16 protein-coding genes are annotated in these 22,830 nt (G+C 62.6%); 13 read left to right on the top strand and 3 right to left on the bottom strand.

Translation table 11 applies throughout. From position 1 onward, the window contains the following. The first annotated feature begins 4 nt into the window (after window positions 1-4). Genes EOA79_RS00160 through EOA79_RS00180 form a run of 5 tightly spaced genes read left to right on the top strand, consistent with a single transcriptional unit; the run spans window position 5 to window position 7,399 of the window. Window positions 5-1,675 (top strand): thiamine pyrophosphate-binding protein, encoded by a 1,671-nt coding sequence (locus EOA79_RS00160; protein WP_095825000.1) that lies wholly within the window; start codon window positions 5-7, stop codon window positions 1,673-1,675. Next, the gene (locus EOA79_RS00165) at window positions 1,672-3,768 is read left to right on the top strand and encodes a hydantoinase/oxoprolinase family protein (RefSeq protein ID WP_095825001.1); all 2,097 of its coding nucleotides are present in this window, start codon (window positions 1,672-1,674) and stop codon (window positions 3,766-3,768) included. Before EOA79_RS00160 ends, EOA79_RS00165 begins: the two co-directional genes overlap by 4 nt. Then, on the top strand, window positions 3,765-5,384 hold the full coding sequence (locus EOA79_RS00170) for a hydantoinase B/oxoprolinase family protein (protein WP_095825002.1): 1,620 nt from the start codon (window positions 3,765-3,767) through the stop codon (window positions 5,382-5,384). The genes EOA79_RS00165 and EOA79_RS00170 overlap by 4 nt, the downstream gene beginning before the upstream one ends. Beyond that, the gene (locus EOA79_RS00175) at window positions 5,381-6,583 is read left to right on the top strand and encodes a pyridoxal phosphate-dependent aminotransferase (RefSeq protein WP_095825003.1); all 1,203 of its coding nucleotides are present in this window, start codon (window positions 5,381-5,383) and stop codon (window positions 6,581-6,583) included. Before EOA79_RS00170 ends, EOA79_RS00175 begins: the two co-directional genes overlap by 4 nt. A 3-nt stretch (window positions 6,584-6,586) precedes the next feature. Next, a complete protein-coding gene (locus EOA79_RS00180; RefSeq protein WP_095802273.1) occupies window positions 6,587-7,399 on the top strand; it encodes an NAD(P)-dependent oxidoreductase in 813 nt (270 codons plus the stop codon). A 78-nt stretch (window positions 7,400-7,477) separates the two neighbouring features. Here the strand turns inward: EOA79_RS00180 and EOA79_RS00185 are convergent, their stop codons facing one another. Next, complete coding sequence (locus EOA79_RS00185) at window positions 7,478-8,854, bottom strand: aspartate aminotransferase family protein (protein ID WP_095802338.1); 1,377 nt, start codon at window positions 8,852-8,854, stop codon at window positions 7,478-7,480. Window positions 8,855-9,117: 263 nt separating this feature from the next. Between EOA79_RS00185 and EOA79_RS00190 the strand changes: the two genes are divergently transcribed. From EOA79_RS00190 to EOA79_RS00200, 3 genes are all read left to right on the top strand, one after another. Further along, on the top strand, window positions 9,118-10,236 hold the full coding sequence (locus tag EOA79_RS00190) for an NAD(P)/FAD-dependent oxidoreductase (RefSeq protein WP_128292671.1): 1,119 nt from the start codon (window positions 9,118-9,120) through the stop codon (window positions 10,234-10,236). Between the two features lie 166 nt (window positions 10,237-10,402). Beyond that, window positions 10,403-11,191 carry an enoyl-CoA hydratase-related protein gene (locus tag EOA79_RS00195; protein WP_095825005.1) on the top strand — a complete coding sequence of 263 codons (789 nt, stop codon included), beginning with the start codon at window positions 10,403-10,405 and terminating at the stop codon, window positions 11,189-11,191. A 1-nt stretch (window position 11,192) separates the two neighbouring features. Then, window positions 11,193-12,728, top strand: coding sequence for a 3-hydroxyacyl-CoA dehydrogenase (locus EOA79_RS00200; RefSeq protein ID WP_280950701.1), 1,536 nt, complete (start codon window positions 11,193-11,195; stop codon window positions 12,726-12,728). Between the two features lie 92 nt (window positions 12,729-12,820). On the opposite strand, the gene EOA79_RS00205 is transcribed toward EOA79_RS00200, so the two are convergent. Then, the gene (locus EOA79_RS00205; RefSeq protein ID WP_164748134.1) at window positions 12,821-13,435 is read right to left on the bottom strand and encodes a Crp/Fnr family transcriptional regulator; all 615 of its coding nucleotides are present in this window, start codon (window positions 13,433-13,435) and stop codon (window positions 12,821-12,823) included. A 556-nt stretch (window positions 13,436-13,991) separates the two neighbouring features. Continuing rightward, a complete protein-coding gene (locus EOA79_RS00210) occupies window positions 13,992-14,549 on the bottom strand; it encodes a hypothetical protein (RefSeq protein ID WP_127245866.1) in 558 nt (185 codons plus the stop codon). A gap of 411 nt (window positions 14,550-14,960) precedes the next feature. Here EOA79_RS00210 and EOA79_RS00215 point away from each other — a divergent pair, with 411 nt between their 5' ends. The 5 genes from EOA79_RS00215 (at window position 14,961) to EOA79_RS00235 (ending at window position 22,563) form a co-directional block, all read left to right on the top strand. Next, the gene (locus tag EOA79_RS00215) at window positions 14,961-17,051 is read left to right on the top strand and encodes a polysaccharide biosynthesis tyrosine autokinase (protein WP_095802268.1); all 2,091 of its coding nucleotides are present in this window, start codon (window positions 14,961-14,963) and stop codon (window positions 17,049-17,051) included. Between the two features lie 21 nt (window positions 17,052-17,072). Next, entirely contained in the window at window positions 17,073-17,636 is a 564-nt protein-coding gene (locus EOA79_RS00220; RefSeq protein ID WP_095825009.1) for a transcription termination/antitermination NusG family protein, read from the top strand. Between the two features lie 272 nt (window positions 17,637-17,908). Then, on the top strand, window positions 17,909-19,657 hold the full coding sequence (locus tag EOA79_RS00225; protein ID WP_245322401.1) for a hypothetical protein: 1,749 nt from the start codon (window positions 17,909-17,911) through the stop codon (window positions 19,655-19,657). 184 nt (window positions 19,658-19,841) lie between these two features. Next, window positions 19,842-21,062, top strand: coding sequence for a glycosyltransferase (locus EOA79_RS00230; RefSeq protein WP_095825010.1), 1,221 nt, complete (start codon window positions 19,842-19,844; stop codon window positions 21,060-21,062). A gap of 136 nt (window positions 21,063-21,198) precedes the next feature. After that, window positions 21,199-22,563 (top strand): polysaccharide biosynthesis/export family protein, encoded by a 1,365-nt coding sequence (locus EOA79_RS00235; RefSeq protein WP_245299543.1) that lies wholly within the window; start codon window positions 21,199-21,201, stop codon window positions 22,561-22,563. The last annotated feature ends 267 nt before the right edge of the window (window positions 22,564-22,830 follow it).

Consider the following 22,830-nt stretch of genomic DNA (forward strand, 5'->3'; position numbering starts at 1 on the left):
AAGCATGGTCCGCAATGGCGGTCGCCTTCTTGTCGAGTGCCTGATCTCGCTTGGCGCGACCAAGAGCTTCGGCGTTCCCGGCGAAAGCTATCTCGCCGTTCTCGACGCGCTGCACGACACGCGTGGAAAGCTGGACTACGTGCTCTGCCGCAATGAGGGCGGTGCGGCTTTCATGGCTTCCGCCTACGGCAAGCTGACGGGCACGCCGGGCATTAGCTTTGTGACGCGCGGCCCGGGCGTGACCAATGCCAGCATCGGCGTGCACACCGCCATGCAGGACAGTTCGCCGATGATCCTCTTCGTCGGCCAGGTCGGCACCGACATGAAAGGCCGCGAAGCCTTCCAGGAAATAGACTACCGGGCGGTGTATGGAACCGTCGCAAAATGGGCGGTCGAGATCGATGACGTCAATCGTCTTCCCGAAATCGTGGCGCGGGCCTGGACCACCGCTTTGACCGGACGGCCCGGCCCCGTAGTGGTCGCGCTGCCGGAAGACATGCTGACGGCCATGACCGGAGCCGCGCCGCTCGGCGGACCGGCGTCTGTCTTCGAAGCGGCGCCGGCACAGGAGGCAATTGCGTCGGCATTGAAGATGCTTGCCGCCGCCGAAAATCCGGTGCTGCTGATGGGCGGCACCAACTGGACGGCTGACGGACGCGCGGCGTTTCAGGCTTTCGCTGAGGCCTCCGATATCCCGGTCGTGACAGCCTTCCGGTATCAGGACCAGTTCGACAACCATTCGCCGGTGTTTGTCGGCGAGGCCGGCGTCGGGATGGTGCCGCATGTGAAAAACCTGATCCGCGATGCGGACGTGATCCTCGCCGTCAATGTCCGCTTCGGCGAGATGACGACCGACGGCTACACCCTGCTCGAAGTTCCCGTACCGCGCCAGAAGCTGATCCACGTGCACGGCTCCGATCGCGAGATCGGCAAGATCTATGTGCCCACGATCGGTATCCATGCCGGTCCGAACGCCTTCGCCAAGGCGCTCACCCCGATCAAGGGTTCTTGGGCCGACTGGCGCACGACGGCACGCAAGGCCTATGAAGGCACGTTCGCTGCGCCCGTGCAGCCCGGCCCGGTCGACATGGTCGCGGTCAGCACCTGGCTGCGCGAGAATCTCCCGGCCGACGTCATCCTTGCCAACGGCGCCGGCAATTTCACCGTGTGGCCGAACAAGTTCTTCAAGTTTGGACCGCAAGCGCGCCTGCTTGCGCCGCAATCCGGCGCCATGGGCTATGGCCTGCCGGCCGCGATCGCGGCCAAGGTCGCATACCCGCAACGCACCGTGGTCTGCTTTGCCGGTGACGGCGATTTCCAGATGAACTGCCAGGAACTCGGAACCGCCATGCAGGCCGGCGCGCAGCCGATCGTGCTGATCGTCAACAATGACATCTACGGCACCATCCGTGCCCATCAGGAGCGCAACTATCCGGCTCGCGTCTCCGGAACCTCGCTCGAGAATCCCGACTTCGTGGCGCTGGCGAAGGCCTATGGCTTTCACGCCGAGCGGGTCGAATCCACGGGGGATTTCGCGGCGGCGTTCGAGCGGGCGCTTAGCTCGACGACCGGCGCCGTCCTCGACATCGCCATCTCGCCCGAAGCGATAACGCCCCGGCAGACCCTCTCTCAGATGCGCGACGCCGCGCTCGCTTCCCAGAAGGCCAAGTCATGACCTCCAGAACTGACGACATCCGTCTCGGCGCGGACATCGGCGGCACCTTCACCGACATCGCCCTTGATGTCCGAGGGACGATGTTTTCGACCAAGGTGCTGACCAACTATGCGGCTCCCGAGCAGGCGATCCTCGACGGCATCGCCATCGTCATTCGCGACGCCGGAATTTCGCCGTCCGAGATCGGCATCATCATCCACGGCACGACACTCGCCACCAACGCGCTGATTGAGCGCCGTGGCGCGAAGACCGCGCTGGTCACGACGGAAGGGTTCCGCGACGTGATCGAGATGCGAACGGAAAACCGCTTCGAGCAGTATGATCTGAACCTGCAACTGCCGACGCCGCTGATTCCGCGCGAGGATCGCTTCACCGTCAAGGGCCGCATCGGCGCGGAAGGCCAAGAGCTGCAGCCGCTCGACGAAGCCGCTCTGGAGGACATCGCCGACCGCATTGCGGCGGGTGGTTTCGGCTCGGTGGCGATCGGCTTCATCCATTCCTATGCCAACCCCGACCACGAGCGCCGGGCGCGCGAGATCCTCGCCAGAAAACTCGGCATCCCGATCTCGATCAGCGCCGAAGTCTCGCCGCAGATGCGTGAGTTCGAACGCTTCAACACGGTCTGCGCCAACGCCTATGTGCGGCCGCAGATGGCCGACTATCTCGCCCGCCTGCAGACGCGCCTGAAGGACATGGGCGCCGATTGCCCCGTTTTCATGATCCATTCCGGCGGCGGCCTGATCTCGGTGGAGACCGCTTCGGAATTTCCGGTCCGGCTGGTCGAATCCGGCCCGGCGGGCGGCGCGATCTTCGCCGCAGACATCGCCAGGCGCTTTGGTCTTGAGAAGGTCGTCTCCTACGACATGGGCGGAACCACCGCCAAAATCTGCCTGATCGAGGACTATGCGCCGCGCACGGCGAGAACCTTCGAAGTGGCGCGCACCTACCGCTTCTCGAAGGGCTCGGGCATGCCGATCTCCATCCCGGTTATCGAGATGATCGAGATCGGCGCCGGCGGCGGTTCCATCGCCTGGGTCGACGCCATGGGCCGTATCCAGACCGGGCCGGAGAGTGCCGGCTCGGAGCCGGGGCCGGCCTGCTACGGGCGCGGCGGCAAGCGTCCGGCGATCACGGATGCCGATCTCGTGCTCGGCAAGCTCGACCCCGACAATTTCGCCGGCGGGGCGATCAAGCTGGACAGCACTGCGTCCGAGCAGGCGATTCTGCGCGATGTCGGCGAGCGGCTGTCGCTCGATGCCATGTCGACGGCCTTCGGAATCTGCGAGGTAGTGGACGAGAACATGGCCAATGCTGCCCGCGTCCATGCGGTCGAGAACGGCAAGAACATATCCGACAATCTGATGATCGCCTTCGGCGGCGCCGCCCCGCTTCACGCGGCGAGACTGTGCGAAAAGCTCGGCATCGACCAGTGCATCGTTCCGCGCGGCGCCGGCGTCGGCTCGGCGATCGGCTTCCTGAAGGCGCCGTTCGGCTACGAGGCCCTGGCCTCGAAGCTGACGCGCCTGTCGCGGTTCCAGCCTGCCGAAGTGAATGCCCTGCTCGCCGATCTCAAGGCCTCCGCCGAGGGTTTTGTGCGCGGCGGCGCCAGCGGCAGGATCGTCTGCGAAATCACCGCCTTCATGCGCTATGCCGGCCAGGGCTGGGAAATCCCCGTGCCGGTGGCAGACGAGCCGTTCGGAGACGATGCCGTTGCAGAACTCAAGGCGTTGTTCGAGGAGAATTACCAGCGCTTCTTCGGCCGCGCCATCGAGGGGCTCGACGGACTGGAAATCGAGATCGTCACCTGGTCGGTCAAGGCGACGGATGTTCGTCCCGCCGTCGCCAGGCACGAGCTCACAACTGGCAAGACAACGAGCGAACTCAAAACGACCCGCGAGGTGTTCGATCCGGTCAGCGGCGCACCGCGCAGCTACGGCATCGTCGAGCGCGACTCGCTCCGCCCCGGCGATCGGATCGCGGGCCCCGCGGTCATCGTCGAGCGCGAAACTTCCACCGTCGTCACCACCAGCTTCGACGCCGTCATCCAGAGCGACGGCGCGATCCTACTGATCCGCAAAGGCAGCCAGGCATGAGCGATATTGGCGAAATCCGCATGCAGGTCATGTGGAACCGATTGATCTCGGTGGTCGAGGAGCAGGCGCTCACCCTGCTGCGCACCGCCTTCTCGACTTCGGTGCGCGAATCCGGCGACCTGTCGGCTGGCGTGTTCGACCCGCGCGGCCAGATGCTTGCGCAGGCAGTCACCGGCACGCCGGGCCACGTCAACACCATGGCCGAGGCGGTGCTGCATTTCATGCACGAAATCCCGCGCGACCAGATGTTCGAAGGCGACACCTACGTCACCAACGATCCCTGGCAGGGCACCGGCCACCTGCACGACATCACCATGGTGTCCCCGTCCTTCCTCAACGGCGAGCTCGTCGCCTTCTTCGCCTGCACGGCACATGTCGTCGATGTCGGCGGGCGCGGCTTCGGCGCCGACGGCAAGTCGGTCTACGAGGAAGGCATCCAGATCCCGATCATGAAGTTCGCGGAAAAGGGCAAGGTCAATCTCGATCTGGTCAGGATCCTGCGCGCCAATGTCCGCGAGCCCAACCAGGTGGTCGGCGATTTCTATTCGCTCGCTGCCTGCAACGAGGTCGGGCACCGGCGCCTCGTCGACATGATGAAGGAGATCGGCCTGACCTCGCTGGATGGGTTAGGCAATTTCATCTTCTCGCGCACCCGCGACGCCATGCTGGAACGCATCGAGGCGCTGCCCAAGGGAAGCTGGTCGAACGAGCTGGTGACCGACGGCTACGACGAGCCGGTGAAACTCGCGGCCACGGTGTCGGTCCGCGAGGACCATGTCGAGGTCGACTTCACCGGCACCGACCCGATGAGCCGCTGGGGCATCAACTGCCCGATCATCTACAGCAAGGCCTATGCCTGCTATGCGCTGAAATGCATGGTGGCGCCCGACATCCCGAACAATGCCGCCTCGCTCGCCTTCTTCACCGTGTCGTCGCCGGTCAACATCCTGAATGCCGTGCGGCCGGCCCCGGTGGCGTTGAGGCACATCTTCGGCCACATGGTGCCCGATCTGGTACTTGGCGCGTTCTCCAAGGCGTTGCCCGGAAAGATCCTCGCCGAAGGCGCCGGCGCGCTGTGGAACATCCACATTTCGGCGCGGCCCGTCGCCGGCGCGTCCGGCCGCCGCGCCGAAGTGCTGATGTTCAACTCCGGCGGCATGGGCGCGCGGCCTGAGCTCGATGGGCTGTCGGCGACGGCCTTCCCGTCCGGTGTCCATACGATGCCGATCGAGGCGACGGAGCATACCGGTCCGATCGTGATCTGGCGCAAAGAGCTGCGGCCGAATTCCGGCGGCGACGGCGAGTTCCGCGGCGGCCTGGGTCAGATCATCGAGATCGCCGCGACCGACGGCCACGAGTTCGACTTCTCCGCCATGTTCGACCGAGTGAACCATCCCCCGCGCGGGCGCAATGGCGGCGAGCCCGGCGTCGCCGGCGTGGTCAAGCTCGACGACGGCACAAAGATGCGCCCCAAGGGCTGGCAGCACGTCCCCGCCGGGCGGCGGCTGATCCTCGAACTGCCGGGCGGCGGCGGCTATGGCGATCCGGCCAAGCGCAGTGCCGCCGCGCGGGTCAACGACCGATCCAAGGGTTACATCTGGGAGAACGACCAATGAGTTACGTTGCCTCGCGCCTCTCGGCGGTGAAGCCTTCGGCTTCCATGGCGGCTTCGCAGGCCGCCAAGGCGCTGCGCGCCAAGGGTGTGGACGTGATCGACCTCGGGTTGGGCGAACCCGATTTCCCGACCCCGCTTCACATCATCGATGCCGCCCATTTCGCGGCGAAAGCAGGACAGACGCTCTACACCGCTGCCGCTGGCACCATCGAAGTGCGCGAAGCCGTGGCCGGCAAGTTCCGCCGTGAGAACGGGCTGGACTACACGGCCGACGACATCGTCGTCGCCAACGGCGCCAAGCAGATCATCTTCAACGCCCTGATGGCGACGCTGGAGCCAGGCGACGAGGCGATCCTGCCGGCGCCCTATTTCGTCTCCTATCCCGAAATGGTGAAGCTGCTCGGCGGCACGCCCGTCGTCGTCGAATGCCCGGAGACCACACGTTTCCGGCTGACGCCGGCGCTGCTGGAAAAGGCAATCACGTCAAGGACAAAGTGGCTTTTCCTCAACATGCCCGGCAACCCGTCTGGCGCGGTCTATTCCGCGTCCGATCTCAAGGCGCTGGGCGCGGTCCTGGCAAAACACCCGCAGGTGCTGGTCCTTTCCGACGAGATCTACGAGCACATCCTCTTCGACGGACGCGAATTCGTCTCCTTCGGCAAGGCCTGCCCCGAGCTCAAGGACCGCACCCTGATCGTCAACGGCGTCTCGAAGTCCTACGCCATGACCGGCTGGCGCGTCGGCTACGCAGCCGGCCCCGCGCCACTCATCAAGGCGATGTCGACGATCCAGAGCCAGTCCTGCACCTCGGTGTGCTCGATCGCACAAGCCGCGACCGTCGCCGCCCTCAACGGGCCGCAGGATGAAGTCGCGCGCTTCCGGCAGGCCTTCGAGGCGCGCCGCAACCTGGTAGTGGACGGCATCAGGAAGATAAACGGACTGACGTTGTCGCCGCCGGAGGGCGCCTTCTACGCCTATATCGGCTGCGCCAGCCTGATCGGCCGCAAGACGCCCAAGGGCCTCGTCCTGGAGGATGACGCGGCCGTGGCCAACTATCTTCTCAACGAAGGACGCGTGGCGTCGGTGCCGGGTGTCGCCTATGGACTGTCACCCTATTTCCGCATCTCGACGGCGACCGGCGAAGGGGTGCTGGCCGAGGCGATCTCGCGGATCAATGCCGCCGTCGCGCAAGTGGAGTAAACGATGCCGCACTACGAACGTATATTGATCACCGGCGCCGCTGGCCGGCTCGGCTCGCAATTGCGCAAGGGACTGGTGCCGCTGGCAAGCAAGATCCGCCTGGCGGGCCGCGGGCCGTTCAGCGATCTTGCGCCTCATGAAGAAGAAGCCGTCTTCGATCTTGCCGACATGGAGGCGACCATCGCGGCCACCAAGGACTGCGATGCGATCGTGCATTTCGGCGGCGCGCCGCTCGAATGCGAGTGGCAGACCATCCTCGATTCCAGCATTCGCGGCTCCTACCACATCTATGAAGGCGCCCGGAAACACGGCGTGAAGCGCGTCGTCTACGCCTCCTCGGTACATGCCATCGGCTATCACGAAATCGAGGCGCATATCGGCGTCGACGCGCCGGTGCGCCCGGACAGTCTTTATGGCGTGTCGAAAAATTTCGTCGAAAGCCTCAGCCGGCTTTATTGGGACAAGTTCGGCATCGAGACGGTGTGCCTGCGCATCTTCTCGTCGTTCCCCGAGCCGGCCGACCGGCGCATGCTGTGGTCGTATCTTTCCTTCGCCGACTGCGTGCGCCTGGTCGAGGCATCGCTGACAGCGCCGCGCGTCGGCCACACCATCTCGTTCGGCCTATCCAACAACAAGCTGAAGATGGTCGACAACAGCGGCGCCGATCATCTCGGATTTATCCCGCAGGACAGCGCCGAGCCGTTCCGGGCCGCCGTCGAGGCGAAGACGCCAATTCCCGACCCAAGGAGGCCGTCGGTGAAATATCTCGGTGGCTGGTTCTGCGAACTCGGTCATCCGGACGACAAGCCCGAATAACCATGCCTCGCAAGCAGGTCAGTTCGGAAATGCCGATCTGACCGAGCCGACACGGGCGCTGCCATAGTGATCGATGGGTCAGTCCCGTGGCCGCACCTGCGGCAGCGCGGCCTCGAGCGACCGTTCGAAGGCGTCGACCAAAGCGTCGACCTGAGCCTCGGTAATGATCAGCGGCGGACAGAAAGCGATCGCATCGCCCATGTTGCGCGAGATCACGCCGTTGTGCTGCATGAACCCATTGACCAGCGCACCGAGAGCCGCAGGCTTGCCCCATGGCGCCTTGCTCGCCTTGTCGGCGACCAGCTCGACGGCGGCGATCAGGCCGACGCCACGCACCTCGCCCACCAGTGGATGGGAACCGAGCTTGCGCAGCCTGGCCTGCAAATGCGCGCCGACCGTGCGCGCATTGCCGACAAGGTCGCGCTCCTCGATCAGCTTGAGGTTTTCCAGCGCGACGGCCGCGGCGACAGGATGACCGCCGCCGGTGAAGCCGTGGCCGAAGGTGCCGATGCGATCGCTCTCGTCGGCGATCGGTTCGAAAACCTTGTCGTTGATCAGCAGCGCCGAGATCGGCAGGTAGGACGACGAGATCTGCTTGGACAACACCATGATGTCGGGCTTGATGCCGAAGGTCTGCGAACCGAACATCTCGCCGGTGCGGCCGAAGCCGCAGATGACCTCGTCGGCCACTAAAAGAATGTCGTATTTCGACAGCACCGCCTGGATTTTTCCCCAATAGCCGGCGGGCGGAACGACCACGCCGCCGGCGCCCATGATCGGCTCGCCGATAAAGGCGGCGATGGTTTCCGGCCCCTCTGCGAGGATCAGCTTTTCCAGGTCGTCGGCCAGACGGCTGGAAAACTGCTCCTCGCTTTCGCCGGGCTCGGCATCGCGCCAGTGGTGCGGCGTCGAGGTGTGCAGGATATTGGCGATCGGCAGGTCGAAGGACAGATGATTGTTCGGCAGCCCGGTCAGGCTTGCGGACGCGATGGTGACGCCATGATAGCCGCGCTTGCGGCTGATGATCTTCTTGCGCGTCGGCTGGCCGAGCGCGTTCGACCGGTACCAGATCATCTTGATCGCCGTGTCGTTGGCCTCGGAGCCCGAATTGGTGAAGTAGGCCTTGCTCATCGGCACCGGTGCCATCTGCACCAGCTTCTCGGCCAGATCGATCAGCGGCGAATGCGCCTTCGAGCCGAAATCGTGGTAGAAGGGCAGCTTCGACATCTGCCGCGTGGCCGCCTCGACCAGTCGCTTTTCCGAGAAGCCGACGGCAACGCTCCACAGGCCGGCCATCGCCTCGATATAGCGGTTGCCGGCAATGTCCTCGACATAGACGCCGTCGCCCTTTTCGATGACCAGCGGTCCCGTTTCCTGATGCTTGCGGGCATTGGTGTAGGCGTGCATGTGGTAGCGGATGTCGCGGGCTTCAGGGGAATTCGGTCTGGCGTCCATGATGGCTCCTGTCTGCGAGTGTAGGACCATCTCGCTGGTCGAGAAGTCCGAAATTTGCCCTCGTGTCTGAGCTGTGATGCATCATCGCGGGTTCAAGCCGCAAGAGCCGCCCTGTCACGATCGATAGCGCCATGGGAACCTGGCGCATGGTCGGTCTCGGAAGCGGCGGCGGGCACATCATTGCCCGACAGCAATGGACAACAGCCAAATGATCCTTGAGAAAGGGCTGTGAGGCGCCGCTCGCGCAACCGAATGGACTGGGCATGGAACGGGTTGACTGCGTGATTGCCGGTGCCGGCGTGGTCGGCCTCGCAATCGCGCGCGGCCTTGCCGCGCAAGGTTTCGACACGCTGATCGTCGAAGCGGCGGATGCCATCGGCACCGAGACGAGCTCGCGCAATTCGGAAGTCATCCATGCCGGCATCTATTATCCGCAAGGCTCGCTCAAGGCGCGGCTCTGCGTGGCCGGACGCGAGATGCTCTATCGCTACTGCGCCGAGCGCTCGATCCCGCACCGGCGTTGCGGCAAGCTGATCGTCGCGACCGATGATGCGCAGGAGCCGGTGCTTGCCAAAATTCGAGCCAATGCCGCGGCCTGCGGTGTCGATGACCTGCGTTTCCTCTCCGCCGCCGAGGCTCACAAGCTTGAGCCGGCGCTGCATCGCACCGCTGCGCTGCTTTCGCCCTCGACTGGCATCATCGACAGCCACGCACTGATGCTCGCCCTGCTCGGCGAAGCCGAGGGCGGCGGTGCGATGCTGTCGCTCAACACCCGCATCGTGTCGGGCCGGATCGAAGCCGACCGCATCGTTCTCCAGACAACCAGCACGGGAAGCGGCGAAGATTTCGAGATCGCCACATCGCGGCTCGTGAACGCGGCGGGGCTCGGCGCTGTCGCGCTTGCCGGCTCGATCACAGGATTCGATCGCCGGTTCCTGCCCGGGCTTCGCTACGCCAAAGGCAACTATTTTTCAGTGGCGACGCGAGCGCCCTTTTCGCACCTCATCTATCCCGTGCCGGAGCCCGGCGGGCTTGGCGTCCATCTGACGCTCGACCTCGGTGGCACGGCGCGCTTTGGGCCTGACGTCGAATGGACCGATGCGCTCGATTACCGCGTCGACCCCGCACGCGGCACCCGCTTCTATGCTGAAATCCGCAAATACTGGCCGGAACTGGCCGACGGCAGCCTGCAGCCGGCGTATAGCGGTATCAGGCCAAAGCTTTCGGGTCCCGGCGAAGCCAACAGCGATTTCGTCATCCAGGATACCGGGACGCATGGCATCGCGGGCCTGGTCAATCTATTTGGCATCGAAAGCCCCGGGCTGACCTCGAGCCTGGCCATCGCCGAGCATGTGACGCGCATCTTGCTGGAGCATCGCTAAGGGACATCGGAGCTCGAGCGAAAGCATGACGCTGAGAAGCCGGCTCCGGCCTGCGGACCGCCCCGATCGCACCGGCCACAGCAAACAATGTCCTTGCGGGCTTCGCGGCTGCTGACCATAGTTCGGGTATGAAATTGAGTTTCCCTGTTAGATTCCGCAGCACGAAATGAATTCCGCGAAAGACTCCCTCGTTGTCGTCGAGAGCCGCCCTGTCGAGAAGGTGGGGCTGGTCGAAATCAATCGTCCCCAAGTGCGCAACGCGCTCAACCTCGAAGTGCGGGAGAAGCTGGCCGCCGCCGTGGCAAGCTTTTCCGAGGACACGGAAATCCGCTCGATCGTCATTGCTGGGCGCGGCGGCAACTTCGCTGCAGGAGCCGACATAAAAGCGTTCGAAAAGCTCGGCTCGGCCGACATGCTTCTGCAGCGCACCCACCGCTACTGGGACGCGATCGCCAGGTGCCCGAAGCCGGTCATTGCCGCGGTCGAAGGCTTCGCGCTGGGCGGCGGGTGCGAGCTTGCCATGCACGCCGACATCATCATCGCCGCACGGACAGCCACTTTTGGTCAGCCTGAAGTCAAGCTCGGCTTGATGCCGGGCGCCGGCGGCACCCAGCGCCTGCTCAGGGCAATCGGCAAATACAAGACGCTGATGCTCCTTCTCACCGGCGACATGTTTTCGGCCGAGGATGCCGAGCGTGCCGGCTTGGTCAGCACCCTGACGGATGAGGGCCAGGCCTTGCAGCATGCGCTGCAAATCGCTGAGAGGATCGGCCGTCTTCCGCCGCTGGCCGTCGAGCAGATCAAGGAGGCGGTCGTCAACGGCGAAGACGCTCCGTTGGAAACCGCCTTGAGGCTGGAACGCAAAGCCTTCCAGCTGCTTTTCGATACCGCGGACAAACAGGAGGGCATTGCCGCCTTCCTTGAGAAGCGCGGACCCTCGTTCAAGGGGCGCTGACTTGGCAGGCGCGGGAGGGGAGCCCACCAGTCGGATCGGGAAAGCCGGTGTCGTAGGCGCCGGGGTGATGGGTTCCGGCATAGCGGAGGTCCTGGCGGCGGCAGGCATCGATGTGATGATGGTCGATGATGCCCCCGGAAAGGCGGCGGCGGCCATCGAGCAAATCGCGTCGCGTCAGCGCGCCAGGGCAGCCGCCGGCAAAGTCAGCTCGGAGGTAGTCGAGAAGCTGCTCGCCCATATCGAACCTGCCGAAACACTTGGGCGACTGGCAGGCGCCGATCTGGTGGTGGAAGCTATTGTCGAACGTCTCGAGCCCAAACGTCAGCTCATCGAGGCGCTGGAGACAATCGTCAGGCCGGACGCCATCATCGCGACCAACACCTCTTCGCTGTCCGTCACGGCGATCGCTTCCGCGGCCAAGCGACCTGAGCGGATTGCCGGCTACCATTTCTTCAATCCCGTGCCCGTGATGAAACTGGTCGAGGTCGTCTCAGGAGCTCACACGGCGCCTGAGGTGGAGCACACGCTGGTCGAGCTTGCGGCCCGCTTCGGCCACCGGCCCGTCGTCGCCAGCGACACGCCCGGCTTTATCGTCAATCACGCCGGCCGCGCCTTCGGCACCGAGGCCCTGGCCATGCTGCGGGAGGGCGTGGCCTCGATCGCCGAGATCGATGCGATCCTGCGCGACGCCGCCGGCTTCAGGATGGGCCCCTTCGAATTGATGGACCTCACCGGGCTCGATGTCTCCCACCCAGTGATGGAGAGTGTCTACAACCAGTTCTATCAGGATCCGCGTTACCGCCCTTCCGTCATCGCGGCGCAGCGTGTGGCTGCGGGCCTGCTCGGGCGCAAGACCGGACGCGGCTTCTATGCCTACGACGGCAGCCGGCAAGCCGTTCCGCCCGCATCGACACAGCCGGCGGAGACCGCCGGGATTCCGGATCGCGTCACCGTTCTGGCCGACAATGACACCGGCGAAATGCAAAAACTGGTCGCGTCGGCCGGCGCCACTGTTTGCGGTCTCCAGGATCAGGCGCTAGGGCGGGACGGCCTCATCCTCGTAGGGTTGGAGGGGCACGATGTCGCCGGCGCCGCGATGCGTCTTGGCCTCTCATCTTCACTATGCGTCGGGTTCGATCCCTATTTCGGCATGGACCGTCACGTCACGCTCGTCGCGTCGGCGGCGACATCCGATACGGCTAGGAGCGCCGCCCTCGCGCTTGCCAAAAGCGCCGGCCGCAAGGCGACCCTGGTGAGCGATAGTTGCGGCGCGGTCTGCCAGCGCGTGGTCGCGATGATCGTCAATATCGGCAGCGAGATCGTCGAGCAAAAGATTGCATCGGCGGCGGATGTGGACGCCGCCGTACGGCTGGGGCTCGGCTATCCCCACGGACCTCTGGAGTGGGGCAACAAGCTCGGCCCTGCCCGCATTCTGCGCATCCTGGATACGATCCATGACCGCACCCGGGATCCTCGCTACCGCGCAAGTCTTTGGCTGCGACGGCGCGCCGAATTGGGGCTTGCGCTGGAAGAATAGGCTGCCGGAAGGAGACGATTTGGCCCTAACGGTTTGGGCAGTTCAGCACTTCCGCGCTCTGAACTGCCCGTGCCAGGCCTGAGCGCCTTGCATCAGCTTGAAATGTAGGACCGATCAAATCCGGCTGTTTTGATCAGTCCCGGAAGATCGTGCAACTCGATGACCCCGTAACGGAATGAGGCCAGGGCGGTCTGTCGCAACGTTTTCAACACGCGACTCACATGCACAGCCGAAAGTCCCAATGCATCGGCCAGTTCGCCCTGGGTCAGCGGGCATTCAAAGCGGGCCGGATAGCTCGTTGCCGATCGATGTGAGCGGCAGGCCAGTTCGAGAAGGAAATGGGCCGTACGCTCAACGGCACCCCTTCTGCTGACGCTTGCCAGGTGTTCCGCAACCCTTGAATATCGATCCGCCTCAGCCCGCAGGATTGCTTCGCAGATGGACTGCGGGTAACGCGCAGAACATGTACGGACGGGGCCGGCCAGCTCGATCGCGATAACGTCCGAGAGGGCCGTCACCGTATCGCCCGCTTTTCCGGCGAACTCGATCACCGCAATTTCGCGAGGAAGCGCAAAATCGACGATGAGACGTGAGCCATTTGGCAATGTCTTCGCAAATGCCGCCCAGCCGGCGATCATAATCAGAATAGAGGATTTGGTGTGGTATTCGCCTGCAATAGTCGCGTTGGCCGCATAGGTGCGGCGCACGGCTCCTGGCAGTACAGAGATTCCCCTTTCCCAGCTTGCGTCAGCAAGCGTGGGTCCTTTCACCAATCCAACCTGCTTCGATAAGTTCATTTCCCCGAATCGCCCAAGCCCATGATCCACCCCCCCGGGTCAACCTGAAGCTGCAACTATCGACTAGGCAAAAAGTTCCATCTGTCACCTCATCCGAATTGCAGCGCAGTCTACCACCTTTTGGTACAACCCTACACCCTTGGTATATTAAAGTCGCTCAGGCAGCACAGCTTTGGCTTGCAGCGCACGATGACTTCGGAACAACAGCTCGTGCCGCACCGATGCCAAGCAGCATGCCGCGGCGTGCCCGCATGCCGTCGAAATGCAGGCCCCACCGCACCGATCCCGCATACTGCGCCCGACAGTATCGTCTGGACCATCGCAAACCCCCGGCGGGAGGCCGGCAGAGTCTCGTCATTACGCGCGACGCTGCGGATGCAGCGAAAAGTTGAACCGCGCTGTCGGTCCGGACAGCTGCCCGAGAACCTGCCGCCGGAACACCCGATCCTTGTCTTCGAACCTTTTGTCAGGGGCTCCCACCCGTCGATGAGGCAAAATCGCGCCCTGCCGATTGCGTTGACGCCGGAGCCGCGGATTCGGGTCGCGGACCGGGCGCTTGCAGCTCTTGCCAAGGCGGCCCTGGGATATATCGCGTCTCGTTCTCTGGATTGTCCGTCGCGCCGACCGCGACGGTTTGCACCATTGCTCCGGCTTCCGGCTTCCGGCGCGAACGCCTGACGCTGTAGGTCTGTCGCCGCTCCTCGGCGACTTCCAGGCCGTCTATTGCCGACGCGACCAATGCGAGGCGGTCCTCGATTTGCTTCATACGCCTCCAGGTGGAAAGCAAGGCCAATGAAACGAGGACGCAATAGGCGAGAAGAGCGGCGACCGCTCCCGCCCAATTCTCGATACCCAACAAAAGCAACATGACAGTGCCGATAATGACGGCAAGGGTCCCGTAGCCCAGCTGCCGGCCCTTAAGAAGAAGCATCAGCGGCAGGGTTGCCGCCAGCAGAAGAATGACCCCGGGACCGTCGAGCACCCAACCTGCAAAACTCGGAACGACTTCGCTATAAGTGTCCATGTCAACCTCAGAACTGCCGAGGCCGGCCGCTTCTCTCATCGTCAGGAGCATCCTTGACGATCGTAGCGTTGTAGTGGACCTCCCTGAAGGGCGAGAGGAAGGTGTCTCGGCGACTTCTTAAAGCTCGGAGAGGCATACGGGGTAGACCAGATCGACCTTTAGCCGAGTTACTACTCAATAATGGTAATGGCGGCGATGTCCGCGAAGCTGATATGTTTCTGCCTTACCGGTGACGCGATCGGTGAGTGGGCGCAGAAGAGCGATTTGGACATGTCGGCGGGACACCAACCCTTACGATTCATGCGTTTGAGAGCGCATAACGGCTAGCTGCCCGACCCATTTTGAAATGAACGCCATTCAGCCGACGCTGAAGGGCTGGGAGTTGTGCTGTCGATCGTGAGGATTCGGGAAATGGCCAGTCCAACTGATAATCCGAGGATGATTCGGGAATTCCTGCCCCTCGACGTCAGGGAAGTCTTCGATTTCTTTCTTCGTCGGTGGAAGCTGGTGTGCGGAATTGCCGTCATCACTTTCACACTGTTTATGGCTGCCGCATATACTCTTCCGACAACATACACCGGCGTCTCTCAGATATTGCTCGACGCTCCGATCGACTATATGACTCCACAGGATTACTCCAATTCCGATTTTTCTGACAATCCAACATTCATTGAAAGTCAGATCGCTGTCTTGAGGTCTGCGTCACTTCTTCAGCAGGTCGTCGACAGCCAAAAGCTGGCGGAAGACCCCAAGATAGGACCGGGAGCATTGATATGGCTCCAGAACGCGCTGGGAGTTTCGCGCGTCGGGCTTGGCAACGTCATTGAGCTTGATGTAGGCGCTTACGATCCGGAAAAAGCGGCATCGCTCGCGAACGCGATTGCCCAGGCCTATGTGGCAGATCGAATAAGGTCCCGTTACGAAGGGGTCCAGAAGGCCTCCTCGTGGCTCAGCGATCGGGCCGCCTATCTGCGAGCGGAGCTCAGCCGCTCGGAGCAAGCTGTCCAGAAGTTTCGGATCGATCACAATCTAGTAGCGACGCAGGCGGGCAGCTTGACTGACCAGCAACTGTCCGAGTTGAACGTCGCCCTAATCAATGCTCGCGCCGAGTTGTCCGAGAAACGTTCGCAATATCAGCAAGTTAGCAAGGTACAGGCTGCCGGAGGCGACATCCAGTCGATTCCGGACGTGCTGCAGTCGGTGGTGATTAACGCGCTCAGGGCTCAGCTCTCCGGAGTGACCCGGCGGGAAGCCGACCTCAAATTGAAGTATGGCGAGCGGCATCCCGAGGTCTTGTCCGCTCAGGCCGAGCGCCGCGACATCGAGGGACAGATCGCCGCCGAAGTCCAGCGCCTGATCGGCAATCTGAAGAACGAGGTCGACGCGGCCGAAGCTCGGGAGGCTTCTCTGGCTCGCGCCCTGGACTCGGTATCCAACCGCTCCGAAATCGAAGGTCAGGTTGGCGTCCAGTTACGCGATCTGGAGAGGATCGCGGCCGCGAACAAGGAACTCTTCGAGACGTTCCTGTCGCGCGCCAAGCTCACCGAGGAGAAATCCACCCTCCTCAACAGCGGCGTGCGTGTAATCACCGATGCCAGCGTTCCTGGCGCTCCGAGCTTCCCAAACAGGCCTCTTTTTGCGGCTTTGGGTGTGGTTTTCGGCATCTTCTTCGGGGGCGCCGGCGCCGTTCTGCGTGAACTCTTCGCTTCCGGCTTCATGGCAAAGAAGCAGATCGAGGAAGAATTGGCCGTTCCGGTTCTTGCGTCGATGCCAAGGATGTCAGGCTGGTCGAAAGACGTCCATGCTCAGCCTGTGGCCTATCTCGAGCGCAAACCGCTCTCCAGGTACAGCGAAGCGGTGCGGCGGCTTCGCCTCGGTATCCAGGCCACGCCGGAACTGGACCGTTCGCCGCGCCTGGTGCTCGTGACATCGGCGATGCCCGGCGAAGGCAAGACAACGCTGGCATTGAGCCTGGCTTGCTCGGCGGCTGCCGACGGCGAACGGGTTCTGGTCATCGACGCGGACTTGCGCCTCTCGGCCGCCACGGCCTTCTTCGGCATGGCTGACAAGGTCGGATTGGTCGATCTCCTGACCTTGCCGGTGAAGGCCGCAAACGCGATCCATCTGGACGAACGCTCGGGCATATCCATGCTGCCCGCAGGAGCAAGAACCCGCAACCCGCCTGCCCTTCTTGCTTCGGCGCGAATGCGCTCGCTGCTTGAAGAAGTTCGGGGAAAATTCGACACGGTGATCATTGACGCACCACCCGTCGGACCCGCGGCCGATGCCTCGATCCTGGCCAGGCATGTCGACAAGGTCGTCTTCGTCGTGAGGTGGCGGGAAACCTCGCGCGAAGCCGTTGCCGAAGGAATTCGACATCTTGGCGATCGGTCCAAGCTTGCGGGCATTGCCCTGACGATGGTGGACGAACCAAAGCTGCCCAGATACGGCCGTTACACGTCGCTCGAAAGCAGTGTCTCGGACAGTTACTACCTCAATTAGGGAAAGACACAGTATTGCGTCATGCTGCACACTAACTCCTGCAACAACGGTTTTCCTGACTCGGCGGACAAAAGTCACGGCGGCGAAGCTGCGCGCTGGTGCGTGGTCCAGACGCACCAGCATTCCGAGAGCCTTGCCGAGCGGCACCTGCTATCGCAGAACTTCCGGACCTATCTGCCCAAGCGCAGGCGAACCGTCCGGCACGCCCGCAGGGTCAGGACCGTCTCCAGCGCGTATTTCGACTGCTATCTGTTCGTCTCCCTGGCTGTCCATCAGCAGAGTTGGTACCCGATCAACTCGACCGTGGGCGTCCGAAAGCTCGTCATGAGCAAGGGCATGCCGGTACCGGCGCCTTATGGGGTGGTTGAATCCTTGATATCGGCAACCGATGAGGACGGGATTTTGCACCCGGACATCCTGTTGAGGCCGGGCCAGAAAATCAGGATCATAGACGGGCCATTTTCGGACCAGCTCGGGATTCTTGATCATGTCGGAAGCGCCGGAGCGGTCAGAATCCTTCTCGACATCATGAACCGGTCTACTCCTATCACTATTGATCGGGACAAGTTGTCGATAGTGTCTTGAAACTACCCGGTGAGTTTTTACTCACCGCTTTCGTTACACAGATGCCGAAATACTCGGCAGGGAGTGATGAGTTGGCACCCAATTCACCCTCGGTGCGGTAGCCTGCGAAGGTGATGTCAGAACCTGCGGGCCGGCACTGAGACGATTGGTCGTTCGACATCCCAGGAACACCAGCCCACCGAGGGGCTTGGACTTACCGCACGCCAGTTCCACGACGTTTCCGGCGACGACGAGCGGGTGACGCTCGCCCGCGACCAATCACGAGAAATCTCTTGCAAACACCACGCAAGTCCAAATCGGCAGCCTTCCCTCCGGCCGCGGCCGGAGACCTTCGGGATCGTCTGCAGCCGCAGCAGTATCGACGCTGGGCTACGGAGGCCAAGGCGGAGATCGTGGCGGAAACGTTGGCGCCGGGAGCGAATGTTTCAGCGTCGGCGAAGACTGTTGGCGCGGGCGCATTGGGCAGCCACTCAGGTGCAGCGCCGTATCAAACTGACGGAGACACTCCTTTCAGGCCGATCGAAACGGCGCCGGCACTGCCGATTGCCAGCGAACTGTTTCGAGCACTCAATGAAGCTGGCGTGAGGTACGGAATTATTCAGGATCTCGCGTCCGTGCACGACGGATTTGCCGGCCGGGATGATCTGGATGTCCTTTTGGACAAGCATGACTACCCGCTCTTCTGCTCTATCGTCTGTCAATTGCACGGCCGGCGCGGCGTGAGCCTCTCCTGCTACGATAATGTCTGTGCCGGCAGAGAAGACTGGTTCCTGCCTGACTTCACGCATGGCCGCTATCTCCATCTCGACATGCATATCGGTGCCCGCGTCGGCCGGGAATTTCGCAAGCGCTATCCGGCTTTCGATTATGCGGCGATCACGCGATGGGAGGCGATTTGCGTCGACGGAGTATCGGTTCCGGTGGTCTCTCCCGAAGACGAGCTTCGAATAGCGATTGCCCGCTTCGCCTTCCGCGCCTCGGCGCTTCCATGGAGGCAATGGATCACCCTCGACGAGGGTTGGAAGCAGCACTTTGCGCGCCTGCCGTCCACGTCGGACGAGCACGGCTTGCAGGTCGTCGACTGCACGTTTGACGGCGCAAGAACGGTGCGCTGCAGGTTCCTGCAAAGCGCCGACGGCTTGACCGCCCACCGCGGAGATCTGGCTAGGCTGCGGCGTTCGATCCGCGAAATGTGTGGCTATACGGGACGCCCCGCTATCGCCGATGCGGCGGTCCATCTGGTGCGCAAGACCTGCTATCTCGCCCTGAGATCCCTCCACCGCTTGATGCCGGGGCGCTTTCCACCGAAGAGACGGCCCGCAGCTGGTGGATTCGTGGTGGCCTTGATAGGTCCCGATGGCATGGGCAAGAGCACTCAGGCTACCTGGCTGAGGCAGATATTCGGGTGGAAATTCGGATGTGCCCAAGTCTATGTCGGAACTGGCGATGGCAATGGATGGCGGCTTCGCAAGGCACTGCAGGCCGTCGTCTCTCCCCATAGACGGCGCCTCAAGTCCCTGGCCCAGAACGATGGCAACGATTCCTCCGGCCGGGCTTGGTCGAAGGGAGGATTTGTCGCTGCCGCGTTGGCGTTTTGGGCGGTTTTGATCGCGTTTGAGCGATACGCTGTAGTGAAACGCGCACATCGATGGTCGACGCGCGGCATGATCGTCATTTGCGACCGGTGGCCGCAGGCGCTCGGCAGGGGATATCTGGACGGGCCGACCATTCCCGCTCGCCTGTTCTCCGTCCCAGGCCTGTCAGTTCTCGCCCGGCTTGAGCAGCGACTCTACGAGAAGATGGCGGAACGCCGCCCACACCTCGTTTTGCACCTCGTTTCAGACTTTGCGGTCTCCGAACAGCGAAAGCCCGGGGACATCAGGAAAGAAGCGTTCGACGCGCGGCTATCGCTGATGGCGGAACTGCGGGCGAAGGACAAGGATATCCGGACCGTTGACGCTAGCGCCGGCATAGAGGCCGTCGGCCAAGAGTTGTTCAGGCATATCTGGCGGTCTCTCTGAGAGGCAAATCGGGCGGTCCAACCGTCCCGCATCATCCCCGACGTGCAGCTTTTACGCGATCGCACCGAACCACAGGCGAGCCCGGCCCGTGCCCCGAAAGCCGCGGAAGGCGCCCGGCGATACTCCCGCTCGATCCCCTCGATCTCCCGCCGCTTCGGATTTCATGTCCCTGAGGAACAAGCAAATGAAGATCGTCCATGTGATCACCAGACTGCTTCGAGCCGGCTCCGAGGAGAACACGTTGGCTTGCTGTCTCGCTCAGGCGCGGCACGGCCATGAAGTGCTGTTGGTTCATGGCGCGGAATACGACCCGAGGTTACGGGCATCCCTTGCCGGAGCCCTTCGACTGGTGACGCTGGAAAAACTCATCAATCCGATCTCGCCGTCCCGCGACGTTTCCGCCTTCAGGCAACTCACCCGCCTTATGCGTGATTGGCGGCCCGACATCGTGCACACCCATCAAAGCAAAGCCGGCATTGTCGGCCGCCTCGCCGCCAAGGAAGCCAATATCCCCGGCATCATACATGGCGTCCACATCTTGCCTTTCGTGCATGTCGGCCGCGGGCAGAGGCTGGTGTTCCTGGCCGCCGAACGCCTGGCCGCGAAGTTCACGCGCGCTTTCATCGATGTCAGTCAGGCTATGCGCGACATCTGCATCGCCAATCATCTGGGCAGCCCCGATCAGCACCATGTCGTCCATTCCGGCTTCGATCTGGCACGCTTCGCGAACGCGCGATGGCCGCAAGATCCGCATCTGCTCCTGGGGACGGCTGCCGGGGAGCCAAAGCCGCCGGTGGTTCTGATGTTGGCCGCGCTGGAACCGAGAAAACGCCACGTCGAGTTCATTGAGGCATTCGGCAAAGTCGTTGACCGAGTTCCAAACGTGCGACTGCTCCTCGCCGGTGACGGACCGGCGCGTTCGGACGTTGAATCGGCGATTGAACGATCCCGGTTCGCAAACAACATTCGCATGATCGGCTACCATAGCGAGCCCGAACGACTGATCAGCCTGGCGGACGTGTGCGTACTGACCTCGATGCGAGAGGGATTGCCTCGCGTCATGATGCAGTATTTGGCCGGCGGTCGAGCCAGCGTGGTCTCGCATTTGCCCGGCGTGGAAGAGGTTGTCCGCCATGGCGTGAACGGAATTGTGACCCCGGCCGAGGATGTGGGCGCCGCGGCGGCGGCTGTCGCCGGTCTTCTGGAGAACCAGCAGCACCGCACTCAACTGGCCGACGGCGCGAAACGCACCGACCTGTCGTCCTGGGGGCTGGACGCCATGTGCGAAAGCGTCGAGCAGATTTATCAATCCGTGCTGGAGCCCGCCCCTTCGGCCGCGAGGCCAAACGAGGCAAGAATTCGCGACCGCCTCGCCGGGCAAACCTTCGGGCTGCACGGATTTTGATCAGCCTTTGCTGCTCCGATGGAGTTCGCAATGCAGGCTTACTTCTCGAACCATAGGAAGAACCTCCTGTCACGCGCCCGCCGGCGAATGTCGGCGGGTCTCGATGGCAGCAGGCTAGACAACCGGAGTACCGACGATGCGTATGCGTGTTGACCAGCAATTTCCTTCCAAGCCTCTGCGCATGAAGGACTGGTGCCGACGGCTAATTTCCAACTTCGAACCCGCGGTCGGCAGCATGCTCGCAATGATCGGTGGGCTTGCCGTTGCCATTGTACTGCTCACCGCAAGTGCCTCCCGCGCGGATGGATACACCTTCGACACCGGTGACATCCTGCGTGTGTCCGTGATCGGCGAACAATCCTATCCGCTGGAGGTCGTGGTCGATGATCGGGGCTCGATCTCACTGCCAATGTTGGGTGATATCAAAGCGCGCGGCCTGACCACCGTTGCCCTCTCGCAAGCCATCCAGCAAGCATTTCAGCAGCAGAAGCTGATCCTCCAGCCGTTCGTGAAAGTGGAGATCGGACAATACCGGCCATTTTTTATCTCCGGAACGGTGGCCCACCCTGGATCCTATCCGTTTCAACCCGGAATAACGGTTCGCCATGCACTCGCCATAGCAGGCGGGTTTCGCGCCAGCGCTGTGGGCAACACGGAGCCGGCCCTGGAAATAGCTGATCTGCGAAGCGCGCGCTCAAACCTGGCGCTTGAAGAATATCGACTGAAGGTCCGTCTTGCCCGGCTTCAGGCGGAAAGTCGACTGGAAAAGTCCTTCGTCGCTCCTCCCGATTCGCCCGTCGAGTTTGGCGGGCAATTGATTGACGGCATCATCGCGTCCGAACAGCAGCAGCTGGACGCCCGCCTTGCCGCGTATCGGGATGACGTTTCCTACCTGGAGGCCTCGCTGGATCGGGCGAAGAAGGAAGCGGCCATGCTAGCCGCGGCCAGAGAAGAACGTGAAAAGACCGCGAACATCCAACTGCAAGAACTGCAGTCTGCCCGGTCTCTGCGGGAAAAGGGTTTGATAACGAACTCGAATGTGTTGACGGCGGAACGAGCACATACCAGCTATCGGGCTGAACTGGCGCAGACGGAATTGCAGCAGGAACAGGCGCAGCAGGCGATGCTGAACGCTGAAAGCGAGCTGCGAAAGAAGCACCAAAGTCACGAAATGGAATTGATCGGCCAGACCCAGGACGCGCAAGTTGAGCTCGGAAAAATCCAAAGTCAAATCAGATACGTGGCCGACAAGCTTCTCTTTATCTTCACTTACGGCGAACAGAGAACCTTCGACGACCTGCAGGGCTCGGTGAGGATTTCCATCTTCAGGCGCGACCAGAAGATCGCCCACGACATCGTCGCCGATCAAAACACGGAAGTGAGAGCCGGCGACGTCATCGAGGTTTCCGTCGTGGCCAACAAGGGGTTCTACGCTCCGGACTCTGGTATCTCTCCCAAAGTGCAAAATCCGGCCGTCCAGCGCAGCATGGTCGGCCAATAGAGCAGCAGATATCTTCGGAATTTTGACGTGATCTTTGGCACAGCATTGACGGCCTTTGGAGCGCGTCCCCGCCGGGCGAATTTCCATGCCAAGACGAAGCAGCGGCCGCCAAAGCGCCCCCGCACAACTGCGCGCCGCAAGAAGTCGAGCAAGGCCCCGCGCCGCCGCCTCATCGTCCGACTTCCCGCTGCAATCCTGCTCCTCCTCGCCGCCGCGCTTGCGGGTGCGGAGTTTCTGCCACGCTTTGTTGATCTCGCCAGGGTTTCG

Source organism: Mesorhizobium sp. M1A.F.Ca.IN.020.03.2.1 (assembly GCF_004023205.1).
Classification (GTDB): Bacteria; Pseudomonadota; Alphaproteobacteria; order Rhizobiales; family Rhizobiaceae; genus Mesorhizobium.

Bases quoted from the DNA above. Each gene is read 5' to 3' on its own strand.
- EOA79_RS00160 (WP_095825000.1), top strand. From the start codon at position 5: ATGGTCCGCAATGGCGGTCGCCTTCTTGTCGAGTGCCTGATCTCGCTT.
- EOA79_RS00165 (WP_095825001.1), top strand. From the start codon at position 1,672: ATGACCTCCAGAACTGACGACATCCGTCTCGGCGCGGACATCGGCGGC.
- EOA79_RS00170 (WP_095825002.1), top strand. From the start codon at position 3,765: ATGAGCGATATTGGCGAAATCCGCATGCAGGTCATGTGGAACCGATTG.
- EOA79_RS00175 (WP_095825003.1), top strand. From the start codon at position 5,381: ATGAGTTACGTTGCCTCGCGCCTCTCGGCGGTGAAGCCTTCGGCTTCC.
- EOA79_RS00180 (WP_095802273.1), top strand. From the start codon at position 6,587: ATGCCGCACTACGAACGTATATTGATCACCGGCGCCGCTGGCCGGCTC.
- EOA79_RS00185 (WP_095802338.1), bottom strand. From the start codon at position 8,854: ATGGACGCCAGACCGAATTCCCCTGAAGCCCGCGACATCCGCTACCAC.
- EOA79_RS00190 (WP_128292671.1), top strand. From the start codon at position 9,118: ATGGAACGGGTTGACTGCGTGATTGCCGGTGCCGGCGTGGTCGGCCTC.
- EOA79_RS00195 (WP_095825005.1), top strand. From the start codon at position 10,403: ATGAATTCCGCGAAAGACTCCCTCGTTGTCGTCGAGAGCCGCCCTGTC.
- EOA79_RS00210 (WP_127245866.1), bottom strand. From the start codon at position 14,549: ATGGACACTTATAGCGAAGTCGTTCCGAGTTTTGCAGGTTGGGTGCTC.
- EOA79_RS00215 (WP_095802268.1), top strand. From the start codon at position 14,961: ATGGCCAGTCCAACTGATAATCCGAGGATGATTCGGGAATTCCTGCCC.
- EOA79_RS00220 (WP_095825009.1), top strand. From the start codon at position 17,073: ATGCTGCACACTAACTCCTGCAACAACGGTTTTCCTGACTCGGCGGAC.
- EOA79_RS00230 (WP_095825010.1), top strand. From the start codon at position 19,842: ATGAAGATCGTCCATGTGATCACCAGACTGCTTCGAGCCGGCTCCGAG.
- EOA79_RS00235 (WP_245299543.1), top strand. From the start codon at position 21,199: ATGCGTATGCGTGTTGACCAGCAATTTCCTTCCAAGCCTCTGCGCATG.